Consider the following 17,133-nt stretch of genomic DNA (forward strand, 5'->3'; position numbering starts at 1 on the left):
GTTCGTCATTTGGCGCGGCGGCGGAAATACGCGTACTTGAAGCCCATCAGCCACAACATACCGAAATATAGTGCGGCGAACAGGATCAGGCTCGCGGCCGTCAGCGCGATGCGCGCCAGCGGCTCGGCGCGCAACCCGGTCCAGTCGAAGCTGGTCGCGAACCAGTGCATCACGCCGGCCAGCACCAGCGAGGCGCCGAGCAGTTGCAGGAAGAAGCGCGGCCAGCCCGGCGAGGGCTGGTAGATGCCGCGCCGGCGCAGCCCGATGAAGAGCAGCAGCGAATTGAGCGAGGCGCCCACGCCGATGCTCAGCGTCAGGCCCGCATGGCCGAGGATGGGCACGAACACGTAGTTCGACAACTGGGTGACGATCAGCACCACGATCGCGATCTTCACCGGCGTCTTGATGTCCTGCTTGGCGTAGAAGCCCGGCGCGAGGATCTTGATCAGGATGATGCCGACCAGGCCGATGCCGTAGGCGGCCAGCGCCCGCGCCACCATCTCCACCGTGTGCGCGTCGAACTTGCCGTAGTTGAACAGCGTGGCGGTGAGCGGCTCGGCGAATACCAGCAGGCCCAGCGCGCTGGGCGCGGCGAGCAGGAAGGTCACGCGCAGACCCCAGTCGAGCAGCGCCGAGTACTCGGTCGCATCGGCATCGACGTGCGCCTTCGACAGGCTCGGCAGCAGGATGGTGCCGAGCGCCACGCCGAGCAGCGCGGTCGGGAATTCCATCAGGCGGTCGGCGTAGTTGATCCAGGACACCGCGCCCTGCCCGAGCCGCGAGGCGATATTGGTGTTGATGATCAGCGAGAGCTGGGCCACCGAGACCGCGAAGGTGGCCGGCACCATCTTGGCCAGCACGCGCTTGACGCCCGGGTGGGCCAGCGCGCGCCAGGGGTTCAGGCCGATGCGCGGCACCATGTCGATGCGCTTCAGGCCCGGCCACTGCACCATGAACTGCAGCAGGCCGCCGACGATCACGGCCCAGGCCAGCGCATAGACCGGCATCTTCAGGTGCGGCGCGACGAAGGCCGCCGCGCCGATGAAGGAAACGTTCAGCAGCACCGGCGCGAAGGCCGGCAGCGAGAAGTTCTTGTAGGTGTTGAGCACGCCCGAGGCCAGCGTGGTCAGCGAGATGAAGATGATGTACGGGAACATGATCCGCGTCATCGTCACCGCCAGCGGGAAGGCCTGGCCGTCGGCGCGAAGCCCCGAGGCCACCGCGTAGACCACCCAGGCCGCGCCGGCCACCCCGGCCAGCGACAGCAGCGCCAGCGCCCAGGCCAGCACGGTGGACATCGCGTCGACCAGCGCCTTGGTCGCGTCGTGCCCCTTCTGGTTCTTGAACTCGGCGAGGATCGGCACGAAGGCCTGCGAGAACGCGCCCTCGGCCGACAGCCGGCGCAGCAGGTTCGGGATGCGGAACGCGACGTAGAAGGCGTCGGTATATTGGCTGGCGCCGAACGCTCGCGCGATCAGCGTCTCACGGGCCAGACCGGTCACGCGCGACAAGAGCGTGAAGCCGCTGACCGTCAGCAGGGCTCGGAATAGATTCATGGGGCGCTTATTATACGGAAGGCCCGTTGGGTTCCGCCCCTCGCGGCGGAAAAAGCCGCCGCCTCGGCAGCGTGCCGGCAAGGCGACGCCATCGTTCGCCGAGCTTGTCTTTGCCTTGATTTTGTTGCTATAATCGCCCGTTTCTGAGTCTGCATTCGCGCTGCGGTGATCATCGAGCACGTTGCCGGCCTCGGTGAAACCTATGTTTTTTGGGCCCCGGGCAATCGCTCTCGAGGGTCGGATCGAAAAGCAGCGCTTGGCCGTCAGGCTCCAAGCTCTGGAAACAGGACAGGATAAGGAACCGTCATGGCTAACTCCGCACAAGCACGCAAGCGCGCCCGCCAGGCAGCGAAGGCTAACTCGCACAACTCGGCGCTGCGCTCGAAATTCCGTACCGCCATCAAGGCCGTTCGCAAGGCGATCGACGCCGGCGACCAAGCCAAGGCAGCCGAGCTGTACAAGGCCGCCACCAAGACGATCGACACGATCGCCGACAAGAAGATCGTTCACAAGAACAAGGCTGCTCGCCACAAGAGCCGCCTGTCGGCAGCGGTCAAGGGCCTGCAGGCCGCCGCGCAGTAAATCCGGTGCGCCCGCGAATTTCGCGGGCCCCTGTTTCCTGCCGATCACGAAAAACCCGCCTTGGCGGGTTTTTTGTCGTTTACGGTTTTCGCGCTACCGGGCCGGTCATGCGTCATGCCGGAACCCGAGGCCAAATAGGCAAGCAACCGGAAGTCGAATCGGGGAATCAGGGGAAAGGAGGTGCCGCGCGGGAAGCGGGCAGCGGAGCAGCCCGCCGCCGGTGTTCAGGCCTTGTCGTGCTTGCCGAGGTGCAGTTCGCAGGCCTCGGTGACGACCAGCTCGTTGTCGCGCGCGAAGTTCATCACGAAATCGAAGGCCATCGGTTCGAGTTCGCGCAGGCGCGCGTCGACGATCACGCATTTGACGCCGCCGACGATGGTCGGGCGCACGTACAGCGAATATTTCATATAGGCATTGCGCCCGCTGGCGCCCGGTCCGAACTGGGCCATCACGCCGGCAAGCCGTTCCGACCAGTCGCTGGGGCGAAACGTCTTACCTTCTTTCGTGATGCCTTGAATGAAGAATTCGGTCGGGGGTGTTTCTGCCATGAAGGGTCCCAGGGGATGGGCCGACGGCTGGACGCTGCCGCGGCGGAAACGGGGCTCGGCCGCGCATGCCGGCTGCGGGATGCCGTGCCGCCCACGCTGCCCGCCCGATGATCGTCGCGAACGCGCCGGCGCACGCCTCCACACGCTTGCGCGCGGGCGCCGCCCGTACCCGGCAGCGTGATCCGCCGGACTTCGGAAAACCGCGAAATTATACCGCAGCGCCGCATCCAGCGGCGCCACGAGCGAGCCTTCCCGTGCCGGTTTCCGCCCGGCTTCCCGTCCCGCTTCCTGCCCCGCCTCCCGCCATGTTCCGCCCGGCCGGGCGCCCCTGCCGGGCGCGCTCCGGCGCCCGTGCAGCGCGTCGACGGAGCCCTGCACGGGCACATCCGGCCCCGCCGGCGCGGCTCGTCAAAGCCGGGAAAATCCTTTATGCTGGGCTGGATTACCACCTCCCGACGGCGGGCGCCGTCCGGCACGGCGTGCCGGCTGCCTCCCGCCGCGTTTCGTTTCATGACCGCCAAAACCATTCGTCACTACCTGCAGTTCAAGGATTTCTCGCTGGAAGACTACGAGTACGTGCTCGAACGCACGGGTATCCTGAAGCGCAAATTCAAGAACTACGAGACCTACCACCCGCTGCACGACCGCACGCTGGCGATGATCTTCGAGAAGAACTCGACGCGCACGCGGCTCTCGTTCGAGGCCGGCATCTTCCAGCTCGGCGGCCACGCGGTGTTCATGAGCACGCGCGACACGCAACTCGGGCGCGGCGAGCCGGTCGAGGATTCGGCGCAGGTGATCTCGCGGATGGTCGACATCATCATGATCCGCACCTTCGAGCAGGACATCATCCAGCGCTTCGCCGACAACTCGCGCGTGCCGGTGATCAACGGTCTGACCAACGAATACCATCCCTGCCAGGTGCTGGCCGACATCTTCACCTATTACGAGCACCGCGGCCCGATCCGCGGCAAGACCGTGGCCTGGGTGGGCGATGCGAACAACATGCTCTACACCTGGATCGAGGCGGCCAAGATCCTCGGCTTCAAGCTGCGCCTGTCCACGCCGCCCGGTTACGCGCTCGACATGAAGCTGGTCGACGCGGACAGCGCCTCGGCCTACGAGATCTGCGCCGATCCGAACGAGGCCTGCCGCGGCGCCGACTTGGTCACCACCGACGTGTGGACCAGCATGGGCTTCGAGGCCGAGAACGAAGTGCGCAAGCAGGCCTTCGCCGACTGGTGCGTGGACGAGGAAATGATGGGCTTCGCCAATCCCGACGCGCTGTTCATGCACTGCCTGCCCGCCCATCGCGGCGAGGAAGTGACGGCCGGCGTGATCGACGGCCCGCAGAGCGTGGTCTGGGACGAGGCGGAGAACCGCCTGCACGTGCAGAAGGCGCTGATGGAATTCCTGCTGCTCGGCAAGCTCAACCACTGAACCCTGCCCGGCCGGCCCAGCAAGCGAAAAGCCCCGCGATGCGGGGCTTTTTCATGTGCCTTGCGGTGCGAATCGCCGACGCGACCGGTGCCAGGCGCGCTCAGATCGCGACCGGCTCGGCTTCGAGCTCGACGCCGAAACGCGCGCGCACGTCGGCCTGGATCGCACGCGCCAGCGCCAGGATCTCGGCGCCGGTGGCGCCGCCGCGATTGACCAGCACCAGCGCCTGCCGATCATGCACGGCCGCCGCGCCGAGCGCGCGGCCCTTCCAGCCGCAGCGGTCGATCAGCCAGCCCGCCGCCAGCTTGACGCGCCCGTCCGGCTGCGGATACGAGACCAGCTCCGGTTCGCGCTGCTGGAGTGCCGCGAACTGCCCGGCCTCGATCACGGGATTCTTGAAGAAACTGCCGGCATTGCCGAGCACGGCCGGATCCGGCAGCTTGGCGCGCCGGATCGCCACCACCGCGTCGAACACGTCGCGCGGCGTCGCCTCGGCCGGCGCGATGCCGCGCGCGGCGAATTCGCGCGAGACATCGGCGTAGTTGCAGCGCGGCGCCCATCGCTTGGGCAGCCGGAACGTGACCGAGACGATCGCGAAGCGGTCCCGCGCGGCCTGCTTGAACACGCTGTCGCGATAGCCGAACGCGCAGGCCGCGGCATCGAATTCGACGATCTCGCCGGTGGCCAGCTCGACCGCCTTCAGCGATGCGAAGCGTTCGCGCATCTCGATGCCGTAGGCGCCGATGTTCTGGATCGGCGCGGCGCCCACCGTGCCCGGGATCAGCGCGAGATTCTCGAGCCCCGGCATGCCGGCATCCAGGGTCCAGGCCACGAACTCATGCCAGTTCTCGCCGCCGCCGGCTTCCACGTACCAGGCCTCGTCGTCCTCGCGCAGCAGCGCGCGGCCGCGCACGCCGTTGATCAGCACCAGCGCGTCGAGGTCGCCCGTGAACACCACGTTGCTGCCACCGCCGAGCACCAGCACTGGCAGGCCGGCTGCGCGCGGGTCGCGCGCCGCGGCGGCGAAGCCGGCCGGGGTGTCGACGCGCGCCGCCCAGCGCGCGCGCACCGCGAAACCGAAGCTGTTGTGCTCGCGCAGCGGGTAATCGGGCAGCAGCGCCGGCGCGCCGGCAGCCTCCGAGGCGGGAGCGGACGAAGGCGGAGGAACAGCGGCGGACGTGGAAGCGAAATCGGAATCTGACATCGGCGGCAGGGGGCGCGGCGTTCGCGGGTCACGCCGACGTGAGCGGCGGCCTTGGGCAAAACGCGGGGGCATCGGTAAAATGGCGGTCGGTCCGCAATTATAGCGAGTGGCCGCGCACGCATCGCGCGGCCCGCATGTCTTACAGGGAGAACAGCATGCCATCGTTCGACGTCGTTTCCGAAGCGAACATGATCGAAGTGAAGAATGCCGTCGAGCAGTCGAACAAGGAAATTTCGACGCGCTTCGACTTCAAGGGCTCCGACGCGCGCGTCGAGCACAAGGAACAGGAGCTGACCCTGTTCGCCGACGACGATTTCAAGCTCGGCCAGGTCAAGGACGTGCTGATCGGCAAGATGGCCAAGCGCAATGTCGACGTGCGTTTCCTCGACTACGGCAAGGTCGACAAGATCGGCGGCGACAAGCTCAAGCAGGTCGTCACGATCAAGAAGGGCGTGACGGGCGACCTGGCCAAGCGCGTGGTGCGCACCGTCAAGGACAGCAAGATCAAGGTGCAGGCCAGCATCCAGGGCGACGCGGTGCGCGTGTCGGGCACCAAGCGCGACGACCTGCAGAGCGTGATCGCGCTGCTGCGCAAGGAAGTCGCCGACACGCCGCTGGACTTCAACAACTTCCGCGACTGATCGAACCCGATCCGCCGGCAAGACCGACGGCGCGCGGCACGGGCATCGCCCGCTGCCGCGCGCCGTTTTTCATGGGCGCGCCGTATCAGGCGCCGCTCGACGGCTCGACCGGTTTCTTCTTGTCGCCGATCCGGCTTTCCTGGCCCTTCAACAGCTTCGAGATATTGGCGCGATGGCGCCAGATCAGCAGCAGGCTCATGGCCAGCACGGCCCAGGCGACCGGATTGTCGCGCGTGCCGAACAGCCAGACGTCGAAGATCGGCGCGAACACGGCCGCCACCAGCGCCGCGAACGAGGAATAGCGGAAGCAGAACGCAATCACCAGCCAGCTCAGCAGGGTGGCGATGCCGAGCGCCGGCGAGATCGCCAGCAGCACGCCGGCGGCCGTGGCCACGCCCTTGCCGCCCTGGAAGCGGAAGAAGATCGGATAGAGGTGGCCGAGGAACACGGCGATCGCGGCCAGTGCCACGCCGAGCTCGCCGCCGATCCCGAAGTGCCGCACCAGCCAGACCGCCAGCCAGCCCTTGAAGGCATCGCCGAGCAGGGTCAGGATCGCGGCCTTCTTGTTGCCGCTGCGCAGCACGTTGGTGGCGCCGGGGTTCTTCGAGCCGTAGGAACGCGGATCGGCGAGGCCCATCAAGGCGCTGACGACGACGGCGAACGACACCGAGCCGATCAGGTAGGCAGCGACGGTAGCGATCAGAATCTGCATGGGGAGGTTCGATTGTTTCGACGAAGAAGTGAACGGGGCGCCGCCGCCGGGCCAGCCCGGCGCCGCGCGGCGCCCATTCTACCGAAGCGGGCCGGCCCCGGTTCCGGGTGAAACCCTCAATCGACGCTGGCGCACTGCACCGGTTTCGCGCCGAGCACGTCGGTCAGCACCGCCGGCGCGAGGCTCAGCAGGTAGCCGCGCTTGCCGCCGTTGATGAGGATCGAGGGCAGCTCGAGCACGCTCGACTCGACGTAGACGGGCATCGCTTTCTTGGTGCCGAACGGCGAGGTGCCGCCCACCAGGTAGCCCGAATGACGGTTCGCGACCTCGGGCTTGCAGGGCTCGACGCGCTTGGCGCCGATCTGCCGCGCCAGGTTCTTGGTGGAGACGGTGCGATCGCCGTGCATCAGGATCACCAGCGGCCTGGCATGCTCGTCCTCCATCACCAGGGTCTTGACCACCACGTGCTCGTCCACGCCGAGCTGGCGCGCCGATTCGCCGGTGCCGCCGTGCTCGACGTAGTCGTAGGTGTGCTCGCCGAAGGCCACGCCCTGGCGGCGCAGCCATTGCGTGGCGGGGGTTTCGGAGACATGTCGGGATTTGCTCATGGGCGCATTTTAATTGCGTGCGCCGCGAAGCACTATTGTCCGTTCGGCAGATTGCCCCGCCGCGGTGCGCGTGGCACGATCGACACCTTATTGAACATCTTCAGCAAGGCCCTGCGACCCGGCCTGTTTCCGGAGCCACGATGCCCGCTTCTCCGTCCGCTTCCCAGTCGTCCCCGTCCTCGCCGCCCCTCGCGCCGCTCGACACCGAGGCGCTGCTCGCCGCCCTGCCCGCGCGCATCGCCGAGCTGCCGCGCCGCATCGCCGCGCGCACGCCCGAGCACCCGGCGCTGATCGAGGACGCGCGCCGGCTCAGCTATGCCGAGCTGGTGACGGCCATCGACGCGAGCGCCGCGCAACTGCGCGCGCTCGGCGTGCGCGGCGGCGATCGCGTGATGATCGTCGCCGAGAACAGCATCGCGCAGATCGTGCTGCTGTTCGCCGCCGCCACGCTCGACGCCTGGGCGCTGCTCGCCAATGCGCGGCTGTCGGCGGCCGAGCTCGATGCGATCGCCGCGCACGCGCGGCCGCGCGCGATCGCCTTCGTCACCGCCACCTCGCCCGACGCGGCCGCCCACGCTGCGCGCCACCGCGCCCTGCCGGCCGCCGCCGGCGAGCCCGACATCGGCACCTGGGCGGTGGCGCTCGATCCCGGCACCCACGCCGAGGCGGTGGAAACCGAAGGCGCGCGGCAATGCGCGGCGCTGATCTACACCACCGGCACCACCGGCACGCCCAAGGGCGTGATGCTGTCGCATCGCAACCTGCTGTTCGTCGCGGCCGTCTCCAGCACGCTGCGTCGGGTGAGCGCGAGCGACGTGGTCTATACGGTGCTGCCGGTCTCGCACGTCTACGGGCTGGCCTCGGTCTGCCTGGGCAGCCTGTGCGCCGGCGCGACCCTGCGCCTGGCGCCGCGCTTCGTGCCCGACGCGGTGCGCCGCGCGCTGGCCGACGAGCGCGTGACCATCTTCCAGGGCGTGCCGGCGATGCACGCGAAGCTGCTCGATCACCTGCAGGCTCACGGCCACGCCTGGCAGGCCCCGCAACTGCGCTTCGCCTATTCGGGCGGCTCGCCGCTCGACGCGGACCTGAAGGCGCGGGTCGAGCGCGTCTACGGGCTGCCACTGCACAACGGCTACGGCATGACCGAAAGCAGCCCGACCGTCGCGCAGACGCTGCTGGAGGCACCGCGTGGGGATTGCTCGGTGGGCGTGCCGATTCCCGGCATCGAGGTGCGGCTGGTCGATCCCGAGCTGAAGCCGGTGCCGCCCGGCGAGGTCGGCGAGATCATGGTGCGCGGGCCGAACGTGATGCTCGGCTATTACCGCAACCCCGAGGCCACGCGCGCGGCCGTCACGACCGAGGGCTGGCTGCGCACCGGCGACCTGGCGCGGGCCGCCGCCGACGGCGCGCTGAGCATCGCCGGCCGCAGCAAGGAGCTGATCATCCGCTCCGGCTTCAACGTCTATCCGGCCGAGGTCGAGCATGTGCTGAACGCGCATCCGGCCGTGGTGCAGTCGGCCGTGATCGGTCGGGCGGTGCCCGGCAACGAGGAAGTGCTCGCCTTCGTCGAGCTGACGCCGGGCGCCGCGCTCGCCGCCGACGAGCTCGACGCCTGGTGCGCGGCCAGGCTCGCGCCCTACAAGCGGCCCGCGCGCATCGTCGCCGTCGAGGCGCTGCCGGCCGCCTCGACCGGCAAGGTGCTCAAGCACCGGCTGCGCGAGCACGCGGCCTATAAAGACTGAAGAACCGAACGGGGCGGATCGAAGCCCGGGGAGGGAGACTGGCGACGGGCAGGGCGGGATCCGGGAGCACGCGCCGCCGAAACGGCGCACCTCCCTTCAGCAGATCTCAGCCACGCGGATGATGCTGGGCGTGCAGCGAGCGCAGGCGTTCGCGCGCGACGTGCGTGTAGATCTGGGTGGTCGAGATATCGCTGTGGCCGAGCAGCATCTGCACCACGCGCAGGTCCGCGCCGTGATTGAGCAGGTGCGTGGCGAAGGCGTGCCGCAGCGTGTGCGGCGAGAGATGCGCGCGGATCTCGGCGCGCAGCGCGTGGCGCTTGATGATGTTCCAGAACTGCTGGCGCGTCATGCCCTCGCCGCGCGCGGTCACGAACAGCGCGTCCGAGGCGCGCGCGCCGAGCAGCGCGGGCCGCGCCTCGCGCAGGTAGCGCTCGATCCAGCCGTGCGCCACCTCGCCGAACGGCACCAGCCGCTCCTTCGAGCCCTTGCCCATCACGCGCACCACGCCGTCGTTGAGACCGACCTCGACCGTCTTCAGCGTGACCAGTTCGCTCACCCGCAGCCCGCTCGCGTACATCAGCTCGAGCATGGTGCGATCGCGCAGCCCCAGCGCGGTCTCCACCTCGGGCGCGCCGAGCAGCGCCTCGACCTGGCCTTCCGAGAGCGTCGAGGGAAATCGCGGCGCCTGCTTGGCCGACAGCACGCGCAGCGTCGGATCGGCGGCCGCGCGATGCTCGCGCAGCGCCCAGCCGTAATAGCGCCGGAAGACCGACAAACGCCGGTTCGAGGAGGTGGCCTTGCCGTCGCTGCGCGCCGCGATGTAGGCCGTCAGGATCGGCTCGGAGACGACATCGAGGCTCGCCTCGTGCGTCTGCGGGAGCCACTGCGCGAACAGCGTCAGGTCGCGCCGGTAGGCATCGAGCGTGTTCTTCGACAGGCCATGCTCGAGCCACAGCGCGTCGCAGAACAGGTCGATCGCCTGGCGGCTGGCCTCGCGCTCGGGCGTGCCGGCCAGTGGTTCGCCGAGCGCGCCGTCGCCCTTGCCGCCGCTGCCGGGCGGGCGGCCCGGCTTGCGGCCGCCGCTTCGGCCGGCGCCCCGCGCGGCCGCGTCGACAGCCCGGCGCGGCTTGCGCGCAGCGCCAGCGGAAGCCCCCGCCGCACCACGGCGCGCTTTCACTTCAGTCGGATTCGCCACCGCGGCCGCATCCGACGCAGACGCCGTCTCGCTCGCGATTGCCTCGCCACCGGCATCGACGCCGGCCGCCTTCCCCATCTTGCGCACCATCAGTAACGAATCCCTTCATGCGCCAGCAGCCAGCGCTTGATCTTCAGGTAACAACCATCCTCGTCCTGGTTCGCGAAACCGCCGATGCCGCCCGAGGCGACCACGCGATGGCAGGGAATCACCAGCGGGAACCAGTTCGCGCCGCAAGCCTGCCCGACCGCGCGCGGCGCGCTGCCGATGCGTTTGGCGATCTGGCCATAGGTCGCCACGGTGCCCGGCGGCACCTCGCTGATCGCCTGCCAGACGCGCTGCTGGAACGCCGAGCCGACTTCGGCCAGCGGCAGCTTGAAGCGCGCCGAGGCGCGGTCGAGATAACGATCGATCTGTCGCGCGACGCGCAGCGCCAGCGCATTGTCGGGATCGATGCTGCGCACCGACTCAGGCACGTAGACGATCTCGCGCACCCTGCCCGCCTCGGTGCGGATGCCGACCTTGCCGAACGGTGCGTCGATCACGGCGTTGAACATGCTTCGCTCCTTCGATACGGCGGTGGCCCGGGCCGCGCGACCGTCACGCTCGATTTCTCTTTCCAGGCCCCAGGTACCCCAGGCGCCACTTTACGCCGCCATGACGAATCCCGGCAGCGCGCCCTTCAGGCAGCCTGCAGCGCCCATTCGACATGCTCGCGCACCAGCTCGGACGCATCGTCGGCGCGCGCGGCGAGCGCCGTGACGATGGCCTCGCGCGTCTCGTCGCCGAGCCGCTCGCGCGGCGCGCGCAGCGCATTGCCCAGGCCCACCGCGAGATTGCGCAGCCAGCGCTCGTGGCCGATGCGGCGGATCGCGCTGCCCTGCATGCGCTGGTCGAACTGCTCGGCGCTCCAGCCGAACAGGTCCACCAGCGAGGCGCTGCCGAGCCCGTGGCGCACGTCGAAATCGGCCACCGGCGCCGGCTGCGCGAACTTGTTCCAGGGACAGACGAGCTGGCAGTCGTCGCAGCCATACACGCGATTGCCGATCAGCGGGCGCAGCGATTCCGGAATACTGCCTTTCAGTTCGATCGTCAGGTAGGAAATGCAGCGCCGCGCATCAACGCGATAGGGCTCGACGATCGCGCCGGTCGGGCAGGCATCGATGCAGCGCGTGCAACTGCCGCAATGCGAGCCGGGCGTTTCGGGCGCCGTCGCGGGGCTGGTTTCGGCATCGGTCGGCAAGGGCAGATCGACGAATATCTCGCCGAGGAAGAACAGCGAGCCGGCATCGCGCTGCAGCAGCAGCGTGTGCTTGCCGCGCCAGCCGGTGCCGGCCTTCTGCGCCAGCTCGACCTCGAGCACCGGCGCCGAATCGGTGAACACGCGATAGCCGAACGGGCCGATCTCGGCCTCGATGCGCTCGGCCAGGGTCTGCAGCCGATTGCGCAGCACCTTGTGATAATCGCGGCCGCGCGCGTAGATCGACACCACGGCGGCGGCCGGATCCTCCAGCCGCGCCAGCTCCCGCGCGCGCCAGCCGCCTCCCGCCGAGGCCGCGTCGGCGGCGGCCGTTTCGGCCGGCAGATAGGCCAGGCGCGCCGAGATCACGCGTAGCGTACCGGCCACAAGTTCGGCCGGGCGCGCGCGTTTCATGCCGTGTTTGGCCATATAATCCATTTCGCCGTGGCAACCGGCTTCCAGCCAGGCGGCGAGCCCCGCTTCGGCATCCGAGAGATCGGTATCGCTGATGCCGATCGCCCCGAAACCCAGTTCGCGCCCCCAGGCCTTGATGCGCACGACCAGCGCATCCAGCGCCGCATCGTCGAGGCGGCGCGGCGCGGCGCCCTCGCGTTGCGTCGAGGGCGCGTCCATCATGGCGAGTTCCGGTTTACGGTTCATCGCGCTATTTTACGAGAATGCCCGCGCAGCCCAGCCATCCGATCCACGCGATCGTCCCGTCCGCCCCGCTCGCCGAGCGCCAGTTCGCGCTCCCCGACGAGGCCGCGACGGCCGCCTTCGGGTTGCGCTTCGCCCAGGCGCTCGACGCGGTGCGCGCCGAACGCCTCGCCGCGAACGCCTTCGACGGGTTGCAGATCCAGCTGCTCGGCGATCTCGGCGCCGGCAAGACCACCCTGGTGCGCGCCATCCTGCGCGGCCTCGGCCATGCCGGGCGCGTCAGGAGCCCCACCTACACGCTGGTCGAGCCGTATGCGCTCGAACGCGCCGATGGGGAACTCGCGGTGCATCACTTCGATCTCTACCGATTCAGTGATCCGGCCGAATGGGCGGACGCGGGCTTTCGCGAATATTTCAATGCCGGCGCGATCTGCCTCGTCGAATGGCCGCAGCAGGCAGGCACCCTGCTCGGCGTGCCGGATCTCGTGTTCGCGCTCGATGTCGACGGCGAAGGCCGCCGCCTCGTGGCGCGAGCCTACAGCGCATCAGGAAACGCATGTCTCGAAAGATGTTGATCAAACCGTTCCGGTCGATCGAGTCGGCCGCCACCACGACTCACAACTGGCGCCGCCGCAAGGTGCTCTGCGCGGGCGCCTCGACGCTGGTGCTGGGGCTGGTCGCGCCGCGCCTGGCGCAGGCCTCCTCGGTGCTCGGCGTGCGGGTCTGGCCCGCGCGCGACTACACGCGCGTGACGATCGAATCGGACCAGCCGCTGCAGGCCGCGCAGCAACTGCTGCAGGGCCCCGACCGGCTGGTGGTCGATCTCGACGGGCTCGACCTCGACCAGGCGCTGCGCGACCTGGTCTCGAAGATCGCGCCGAACGATCCGCAGATCCAGTCGGTGCGCGTCGGCCAGTACCAGCCGCACGTGGTGCGCATGGTGTTCGACCTGAAAGGCTCGGTGAAACCGCAGATGTTCACCCTGCCGCCGGTGGGCACCTATCGCTACCGGCTGGTGTTCGACCTCTACCCGGCTGTCGCGCCGGACCCGCTGTCCGACCTGATCTCGCAGACCGAGCGCAAGGAGCAGCAGCTCAACGATGCGGTGCGCGCCCAGCAGGCCCAGCCGCCGCAAGCCGCGCTGAACGGCCCCGGCACGCCGCCGCCCGCGGCCGGCGACAACAGCGACGCGTTCTTCCAGCGCTTCGCGCAGAATTCGCCGAACTCGCCTGCCTCGCCTGGTTCGCCCGCGACACCGGCCGTGCCGAAGCCGACGGTCAAGCCGCCGCCGGTGATCGCCAAGCAGCAGGACGATGACGACGACAGCACGCCCGACACCTACGCCTTCACCACCCCGAAGGGCGGCAAGAACGGCACGGTGCGCCTGCTGACGGTGGCGATCGACCCGGGCCACGGCGGCGAGGATCCGGGCGCGATCGGCGGCGGCGGCACCTACGAGAAGCACGTCGCGCTCGACATCGCCAAGAAGCTGCGCGCCAAGATCGACGGCGCGCCGAACATGCGCGCGATGATGACGCGCGACAACGATTTCTTCGTACCGCTGAACGTGCGCGTGCAGAAGGCGCGGCGCGTGGGCGCCGACCTGTTCGTGTCGATCCACGCCGATGCCTTCACCACGCCGCAGGCGCACGGCTCCTCGGTGTTCGCGCTGTCCGACCACGGCGCCACCAGCGCAGCCGCGCGCTGGATGGCGAACAAGGAGAACTCGTCGGACACGATCGGCGGGATCAACGTGAAGACGCAGGACGTATCGGTCAACCGCGCGCTGTTCGACATGTCGACCACCGCCCAGATCCGCGACTCGCTGCGCTACGGCAACTACGTGCTGCGCGAGGTCGGCAACATCAACAAGCTGCACAAGGGCTCGGTCGAGCAGGCCGGCTTCGCGGTGCTGAAGGCGCCCGACATCCCCTCGATCCTGGTGGAGACCGCCTTCATCAGCAATCCCGAGGAAGAGAAGCGCCTCAACGACGACAGCTACCGCGAGCAGATGGCCGACGCAATCTTCCGCGGCATCAAGCGTTATTTCGCGGCCAATCCGCCGCTGGCGAAGAGCCGGATGGCCTGAGCGGCGGCCCACCCTCGCCGCCGGCATTCGGCTCGTCGCACGCCTCGCCTTCGCGCGAGGCGTTTTTCATGGCGCCCCGGGTTCCTCAGGTGCCGCGCCGCGCGAGTCGCCCGCCGAACACGTTGACCACCAGTCCGCCCATCACCAGCGCGGCGCCCAGGTACTCGGCCGCGCTCATCTGCTCGCCGAGGAAGAAGGCCGAGGAGGCGATGCCGACCACCGGCACCAGCAGCGAGAACGGCGCGACCTGGGCGGCCGGGTAGCGCGACAGCAGCCGTCCCCAGATGCCGTAGCCGACCAGGGTGGCGACGAAGGCCAGGTAGACCACCGCGAACACCGAGACGCCCGACAGCGAGGCCAGCGCGGCCTCGATGCGCGCCGGCCCCTCGAAGACAAGCGACAGCGCGAAAAAGGGCAGCGGCGGCACCACGCTGCCCCACACCACCAGCGGCACCAGTTCGACCGGCCCGATCCGCTTGGTGACGATATTGCCGAGCGCCCAGGCGGCGGCCGCGCACAAGGTCAGCGCGAAGCCGGCCGTGGTCATGGCGCCGCCGCCCTGCGCGGCGATCGCGGCCAGCCCGCCCGCGGCGATCGCCAGCCCGAGCAGGTTCCAGGCGCGCACGCGCTCGCCGAGGAACACCCGGGCGAAGCCGAGCGTGAAGAAGGCCTGCGCCTGCAGCACCAGCGAGGCCAGCCCGGCCGGCATGCCCACCTGCATCGCGGTAAACAGGAACACGAACTGCGCGAGCAGGATGGTGGCGCCGTAGAGCAGCAGCATGCGCCAGGGGATGCGCGGGCGCGGCACGAGGAACACCGCTGGCACGGCGGCCAGCGTGAAGCGCAGCGCGCCGAGCAGCATCGGCGGCACGCCGTGCAGGCCGAGCTTGATCACCACGAAATTGACGCCCCAGGCGACGATCACCACCAGCGCCAGCAGCAGGTCCTTCCAGGCCATCATTGCGTCGTTTCCTCCGTGATCGCGCAAGCAACGGGCGCCAGTCTACCGGCATCCGCCGACAGGCGCGCCCCCCGCGAGCCCGATACAATGGGCGCACCCCAAGTCCGCCCCCCATCAAGAACATGAGCGAATCGATCAAAGCGGTCCTGAAACCGCATATCCGCGACATCGGCAATCTCCAGGTGCGGCGCGTGCTGCCCGCGATGGCCGCGCGCCTCGTCGGCCCCTTCATCTTCTTCGACCACATGGGCCCGGCCGAACTGCCGCCCGGCACGGGCCTGGACGTGCGCCCGCATCCGCATATCGGCCTGGCCACCGTCACCTATCTGTTCGAAGGCGCGATCCTGCATCGCGACAGCCTCGGCTCGCTGCAGGCCATCGTGCCCGGCGACGTGAACTGGATGACGGCCGGGCGCGGCATCGTCCACTCGGAGCGCACGCCCGAGGACGTGCGCGAGCGCGGCCAGACCATCCACGGCATCCAGACCTGGGTGGCGCTGCCGCTCGAGCACGAAACCACCGAGCCCTCGTTCGAGCATCACCCGGCGGCCAGCCTGCCGAAGCTCACGCACGACGGCGTGGCGCTGACGGTGATCGCCGGCGACGCGTTCGGTGCGCGCTCGCCGGTCACCACCTTCTCGCGCACGCTCTACGTGGCGGCCGAATTCGCGGCCGGCACCACGCTCGGCTTCGACGCCGAGCACGAGGAGCGCGCCGTCTACCTGGCCCAGGGCGACCTGACGATCGACGGCCAGCCGCTCGAAGCCGAGCAGATGGCGGTGCTGGCGCCGGGCCAGGCGGTCACGCTGGCCAGCCGCGACGGCGCGCGCGTGATGCTGCTCGGCGGCGCGAAGCTGGCCGGCGAGCGCTTCATCGAATGGAACTTCGTGGCCAGCACGCGCGAGGCGATCGAGGCGGCCAAGCTGGCCTGGACCGAGCAGCGCATGGGCAGCGTGCCCGGCGAGACCGAGTGGATCCCGCTGCCCGAGCGCAAGCCGCGCTGAGCGGCCGGCGCGGCGCATTGAAACAACGGGCTTCGGCCCCAACTACGCGATATTTCCGACTCACGAGGACCACATGGACACCACGCTCGCCACTTTCGAACGCGACGTCATCGAAGCATCGCTCGACGCGCCGGTTCTGGTCGATTTCTGGGCGCCCTGGTGCGGCCCCTGCAAGACCCTGGGCCCGATGCTCGAACGGCTCGAGGCCGATTACGCGGGGCGCTGGAAGCTCGTCAAGGTCAACGTCGACGAGAACCAGGAGCTGGCCGCGCATTTCCAGACGCGCAGCATCCCGCACGTGATCGCCTTCGCCGACGGCCGCGCCGTCGACCAGTTCGTCGGCGTGCTGCCCGAAGGCCAGTTGCGCGCCTTCATCGACCGGCTGCTGCCCTCGGGCGAGGAAGCCGAGCGCCGCGCCGCGCAGATCGCCCTGGAGGAAGAGCGCTACGAGGACGCGGTGCGCCACCTGCAGGCCGCGCTCGCGCTCAATCCGGGCCAGGACGACATCCGCCTCGACCTGATCGAGCTGCTGCTGGCCGTGAACCGCATCGAGGCCGCGCGCGACGAGGCCACGCGCCTGTCGCCGCAGACCGTCAACGGCGTCGACCCGCGCTATCACGCGATCAAGACGCGCTTCGACGCGCTCGACGCGGCCGTCGAGCTGCCGCCGACCGACGCGCTGGAGCAGCGCATCGCCGCCGACGCCAACGATCTCGAGGCGCGCTTCGACCTCGCGCAGATGCTGATCGCGCATCGCCAGTACGAGGGCGCGCTGGTGCAGTTGCTGGAGATCGTGCAGCGCGACCGCGGCTTCAAGGACGACGTGGGCCGCAAGACCATGGTGTCGGTGTTCGAGCTCGCCTCGGACCAGCCGAACCTGGTGGCCGCCTGGCGCCGCAAGCTCAGCGCGGCGCTGTATTGAGCCGGTTGTCGCAATAGCGTCGCGCCGCCGCA

The 17,133-nt window shown here is 69.2% G+C and carries 17 protein-coding genes; 8 read left to right on the top strand and 9 right to left on the bottom strand.

Going from position 1 to position 17,133, the window contains the following annotated elements:
- Positions 1-5: 5 nt before the first annotated feature.
- Positions 6-1,736: a murein biosynthesis integral membrane protein MurJ gene (gene murJ, locus BM43_RS20540; RefSeq protein ID WP_308732680.1), complete on the bottom strand. Its 1,731-nt coding sequence runs from the start codon at positions 1,734-1,736 to the stop codon at positions 6-8.
- Between the two features lie 126 nt (positions 1,737-1,862).
- Between murJ and rpsT the strand changes: the two genes are divergently transcribed.
- Positions 1,863-2,138, top strand: coding sequence for a 30S ribosomal protein S20 (gene rpsT, locus BM43_RS20545; protein ID WP_013699183.1), 276 nt, complete (start codon positions 1,863-1,865; stop codon positions 2,136-2,138).
- Between the two features lie 224 nt (positions 2,139-2,362).
- Here the strand turns inward: rpsT and BM43_RS20550 are convergent, their stop codons facing one another.
- On the bottom strand, positions 2,363-2,686 hold the full coding sequence (locus BM43_RS20550; protein WP_025098209.1) for a DUF3579 domain-containing protein: 324 nt from the start codon (positions 2,684-2,686) through the stop codon (positions 2,363-2,365).
- A 510-nt stretch (positions 2,687-3,196) separates the two neighbouring features.
- Here BM43_RS20550 and argF point away from each other — a divergent pair.
- Positions 3,197-4,126, top strand: a complete 930-nt coding sequence (gene argF, locus BM43_RS20555) for an ornithine carbamoyltransferase (protein WP_025098210.1) — start codon at positions 3,197-3,199, stop codon at positions 4,124-4,126.
- A 100-nt stretch (positions 4,127-4,226) separates the two neighbouring features.
- Here the strand turns inward: argF and murB are convergent, their stop codons facing one another.
- Positions 4,227-5,330, bottom strand: coding sequence for a UDP-N-acetylmuramate dehydrogenase (murB, locus tag BM43_RS20560; protein ID WP_230676251.1), 1,104 nt, complete (start codon positions 5,328-5,330; stop codon positions 4,227-4,229).
- 155 nt (positions 5,331-5,485) lie between these two features.
- On the opposite strand from murB, the gene BM43_RS20570 reads away from it, so the two are divergent.
- Positions 5,486-5,971 carry a YajQ family cyclic di-GMP-binding protein gene (locus BM43_RS20570; RefSeq protein ID WP_025098212.1) on the top strand — a complete coding sequence of 162 codons (486 nt, stop codon included), beginning with the start codon at positions 5,486-5,488 and terminating at the stop codon, positions 5,969-5,971.
- 85 nt (positions 5,972-6,056) lie between these two features.
- Here BM43_RS20570 and plsY read toward each other — a convergent pair whose 3' ends face one another.
- Positions 6,057-6,683 carry a glycerol-3-phosphate 1-O-acyltransferase PlsY gene (plsY, locus tag BM43_RS20575; protein ID WP_036049426.1) on the bottom strand — a complete coding sequence of 209 codons (627 nt, stop codon included), beginning with the start codon at positions 6,681-6,683 and terminating at the stop codon, positions 6,057-6,059.
- A gap of 116 nt (positions 6,684-6,799) precedes the next feature.
- Positions 6,800-7,291, bottom strand: coding sequence for a Cys-tRNA(Pro) deacylase (ybaK, locus tag BM43_RS20580; protein WP_036049424.1), 492 nt, complete (start codon positions 7,289-7,291; stop codon positions 6,800-6,802).
- A 140-nt stretch (positions 7,292-7,431) separates the two neighbouring features.
- On the opposite strand from ybaK, the gene BM43_RS20585 reads away from it, so the two are divergent.
- Positions 7,432-9,033 (top strand): class I adenylate-forming enzyme family protein, encoded by a 1,602-nt coding sequence (locus tag BM43_RS20585; RefSeq protein ID WP_036049423.1) that lies wholly within the window; start codon positions 7,432-7,434, stop codon positions 9,031-9,033.
- Positions 9,034-9,139: 106 nt separating this feature from the next.
- On the opposite strand, the gene xerD is transcribed toward BM43_RS20585, so the two are convergent.
- The 3 genes from xerD to queG form a co-directional block, all read right to left on the bottom strand.
- Positions 9,140-10,318 (bottom strand): site-specific tyrosine recombinase XerD, encoded by a 1,179-nt coding sequence (gene xerD, locus BM43_RS20590; RefSeq protein ID WP_330219069.1) that lies wholly within the window; start codon positions 10,316-10,318, stop codon positions 9,140-9,142.
- Complete coding sequence (locus tag BM43_RS20595; RefSeq protein ID WP_036049421.1) at positions 10,318-10,785, bottom strand: methylated-DNA--[protein]-cysteine S-methyltransferase; 468 nt, start codon at positions 10,783-10,785, stop codon at positions 10,318-10,320. The genes xerD and BM43_RS20595 overlap by 1 nt, the downstream gene beginning before the upstream one ends.
- Positions 10,786-10,910: 125 nt before the next feature.
- The gene (gene queG / locus BM43_RS20600; protein WP_036049420.1) at positions 10,911-12,128 is read right to left on the bottom strand and encodes a tRNA epoxyqueuosine(34) reductase QueG; all 1,218 of its coding nucleotides are present in this window, start codon (positions 12,126-12,128) and stop codon (positions 10,911-10,913) included.
- A gap of 17 nt (positions 12,129-12,145) precedes the next feature.
- Here queG and BM43_RS20605 point away from each other — a divergent pair, with 17 nt between their 5' ends.
- Together BM43_RS20605 and BM43_RS20610 are read left to right on the top strand one after the other, a co-directional pair.
- Positions 12,146-12,700 (top strand): bifunctional tRNA (adenosine(37)-N6)-threonylcarbamoyltransferase complex ATPase subunit type 1 TsaE/phosphotransferase, encoded by a 555-nt coding sequence (locus BM43_RS20605; protein WP_013699194.1) that lies wholly within the window; start codon positions 12,146-12,148, stop codon positions 12,698-12,700.
- Positions 12,682-14,214: an N-acetylmuramoyl-L-alanine amidase gene (locus BM43_RS20610; RefSeq protein ID WP_036049418.1), complete on the top strand. Its 1,533-nt coding sequence runs from the start codon at positions 12,682-12,684 to the stop codon at positions 14,212-14,214. The genes BM43_RS20605 and BM43_RS20610 overlap by 19 nt, the downstream gene beginning before the upstream one ends.
- Positions 14,215-14,299: 85 nt before the next feature.
- Here BM43_RS20610 and BM43_RS20615 read toward each other — a convergent pair whose 3' ends face one another.
- Positions 14,300-15,172, bottom strand: coding sequence for an EamA family transporter (locus BM43_RS20615; protein WP_172535063.1), 873 nt, complete (start codon positions 15,170-15,172; stop codon positions 14,300-14,302).
- 125 nt (positions 15,173-15,297) lie between these two features.
- Here BM43_RS20615 and BM43_RS20620 point away from each other — a divergent pair, with 125 nt between their 5' ends.
- Together BM43_RS20620 and trxA are read left to right on the top strand one after the other, a co-directional pair.
- A complete protein-coding gene (locus BM43_RS20620) occupies positions 15,298-16,179 on the top strand; it encodes a pirin family protein (protein ID WP_036049414.1) in 882 nt (293 codons plus the stop codon).
- A 73-nt stretch (positions 16,180-16,252) separates the two neighbouring features.
- Positions 16,253-17,101, top strand: coding sequence for a thioredoxin (gene trxA, locus BM43_RS20625; RefSeq protein WP_036038419.1), 849 nt, complete (start codon positions 16,253-16,255; stop codon positions 17,099-17,101).
- Positions 17,102-17,133 lie beyond the last annotated feature (32 nt).

Origin of the sequence: Burkholderia gladioli (genome assembly GCF_000959725.1) — a bacterium.
Lineage (GTDB): Bacteria > Pseudomonadota > Gammaproteobacteria > Burkholderiales > Burkholderiaceae > Burkholderia > Burkholderia gladioli.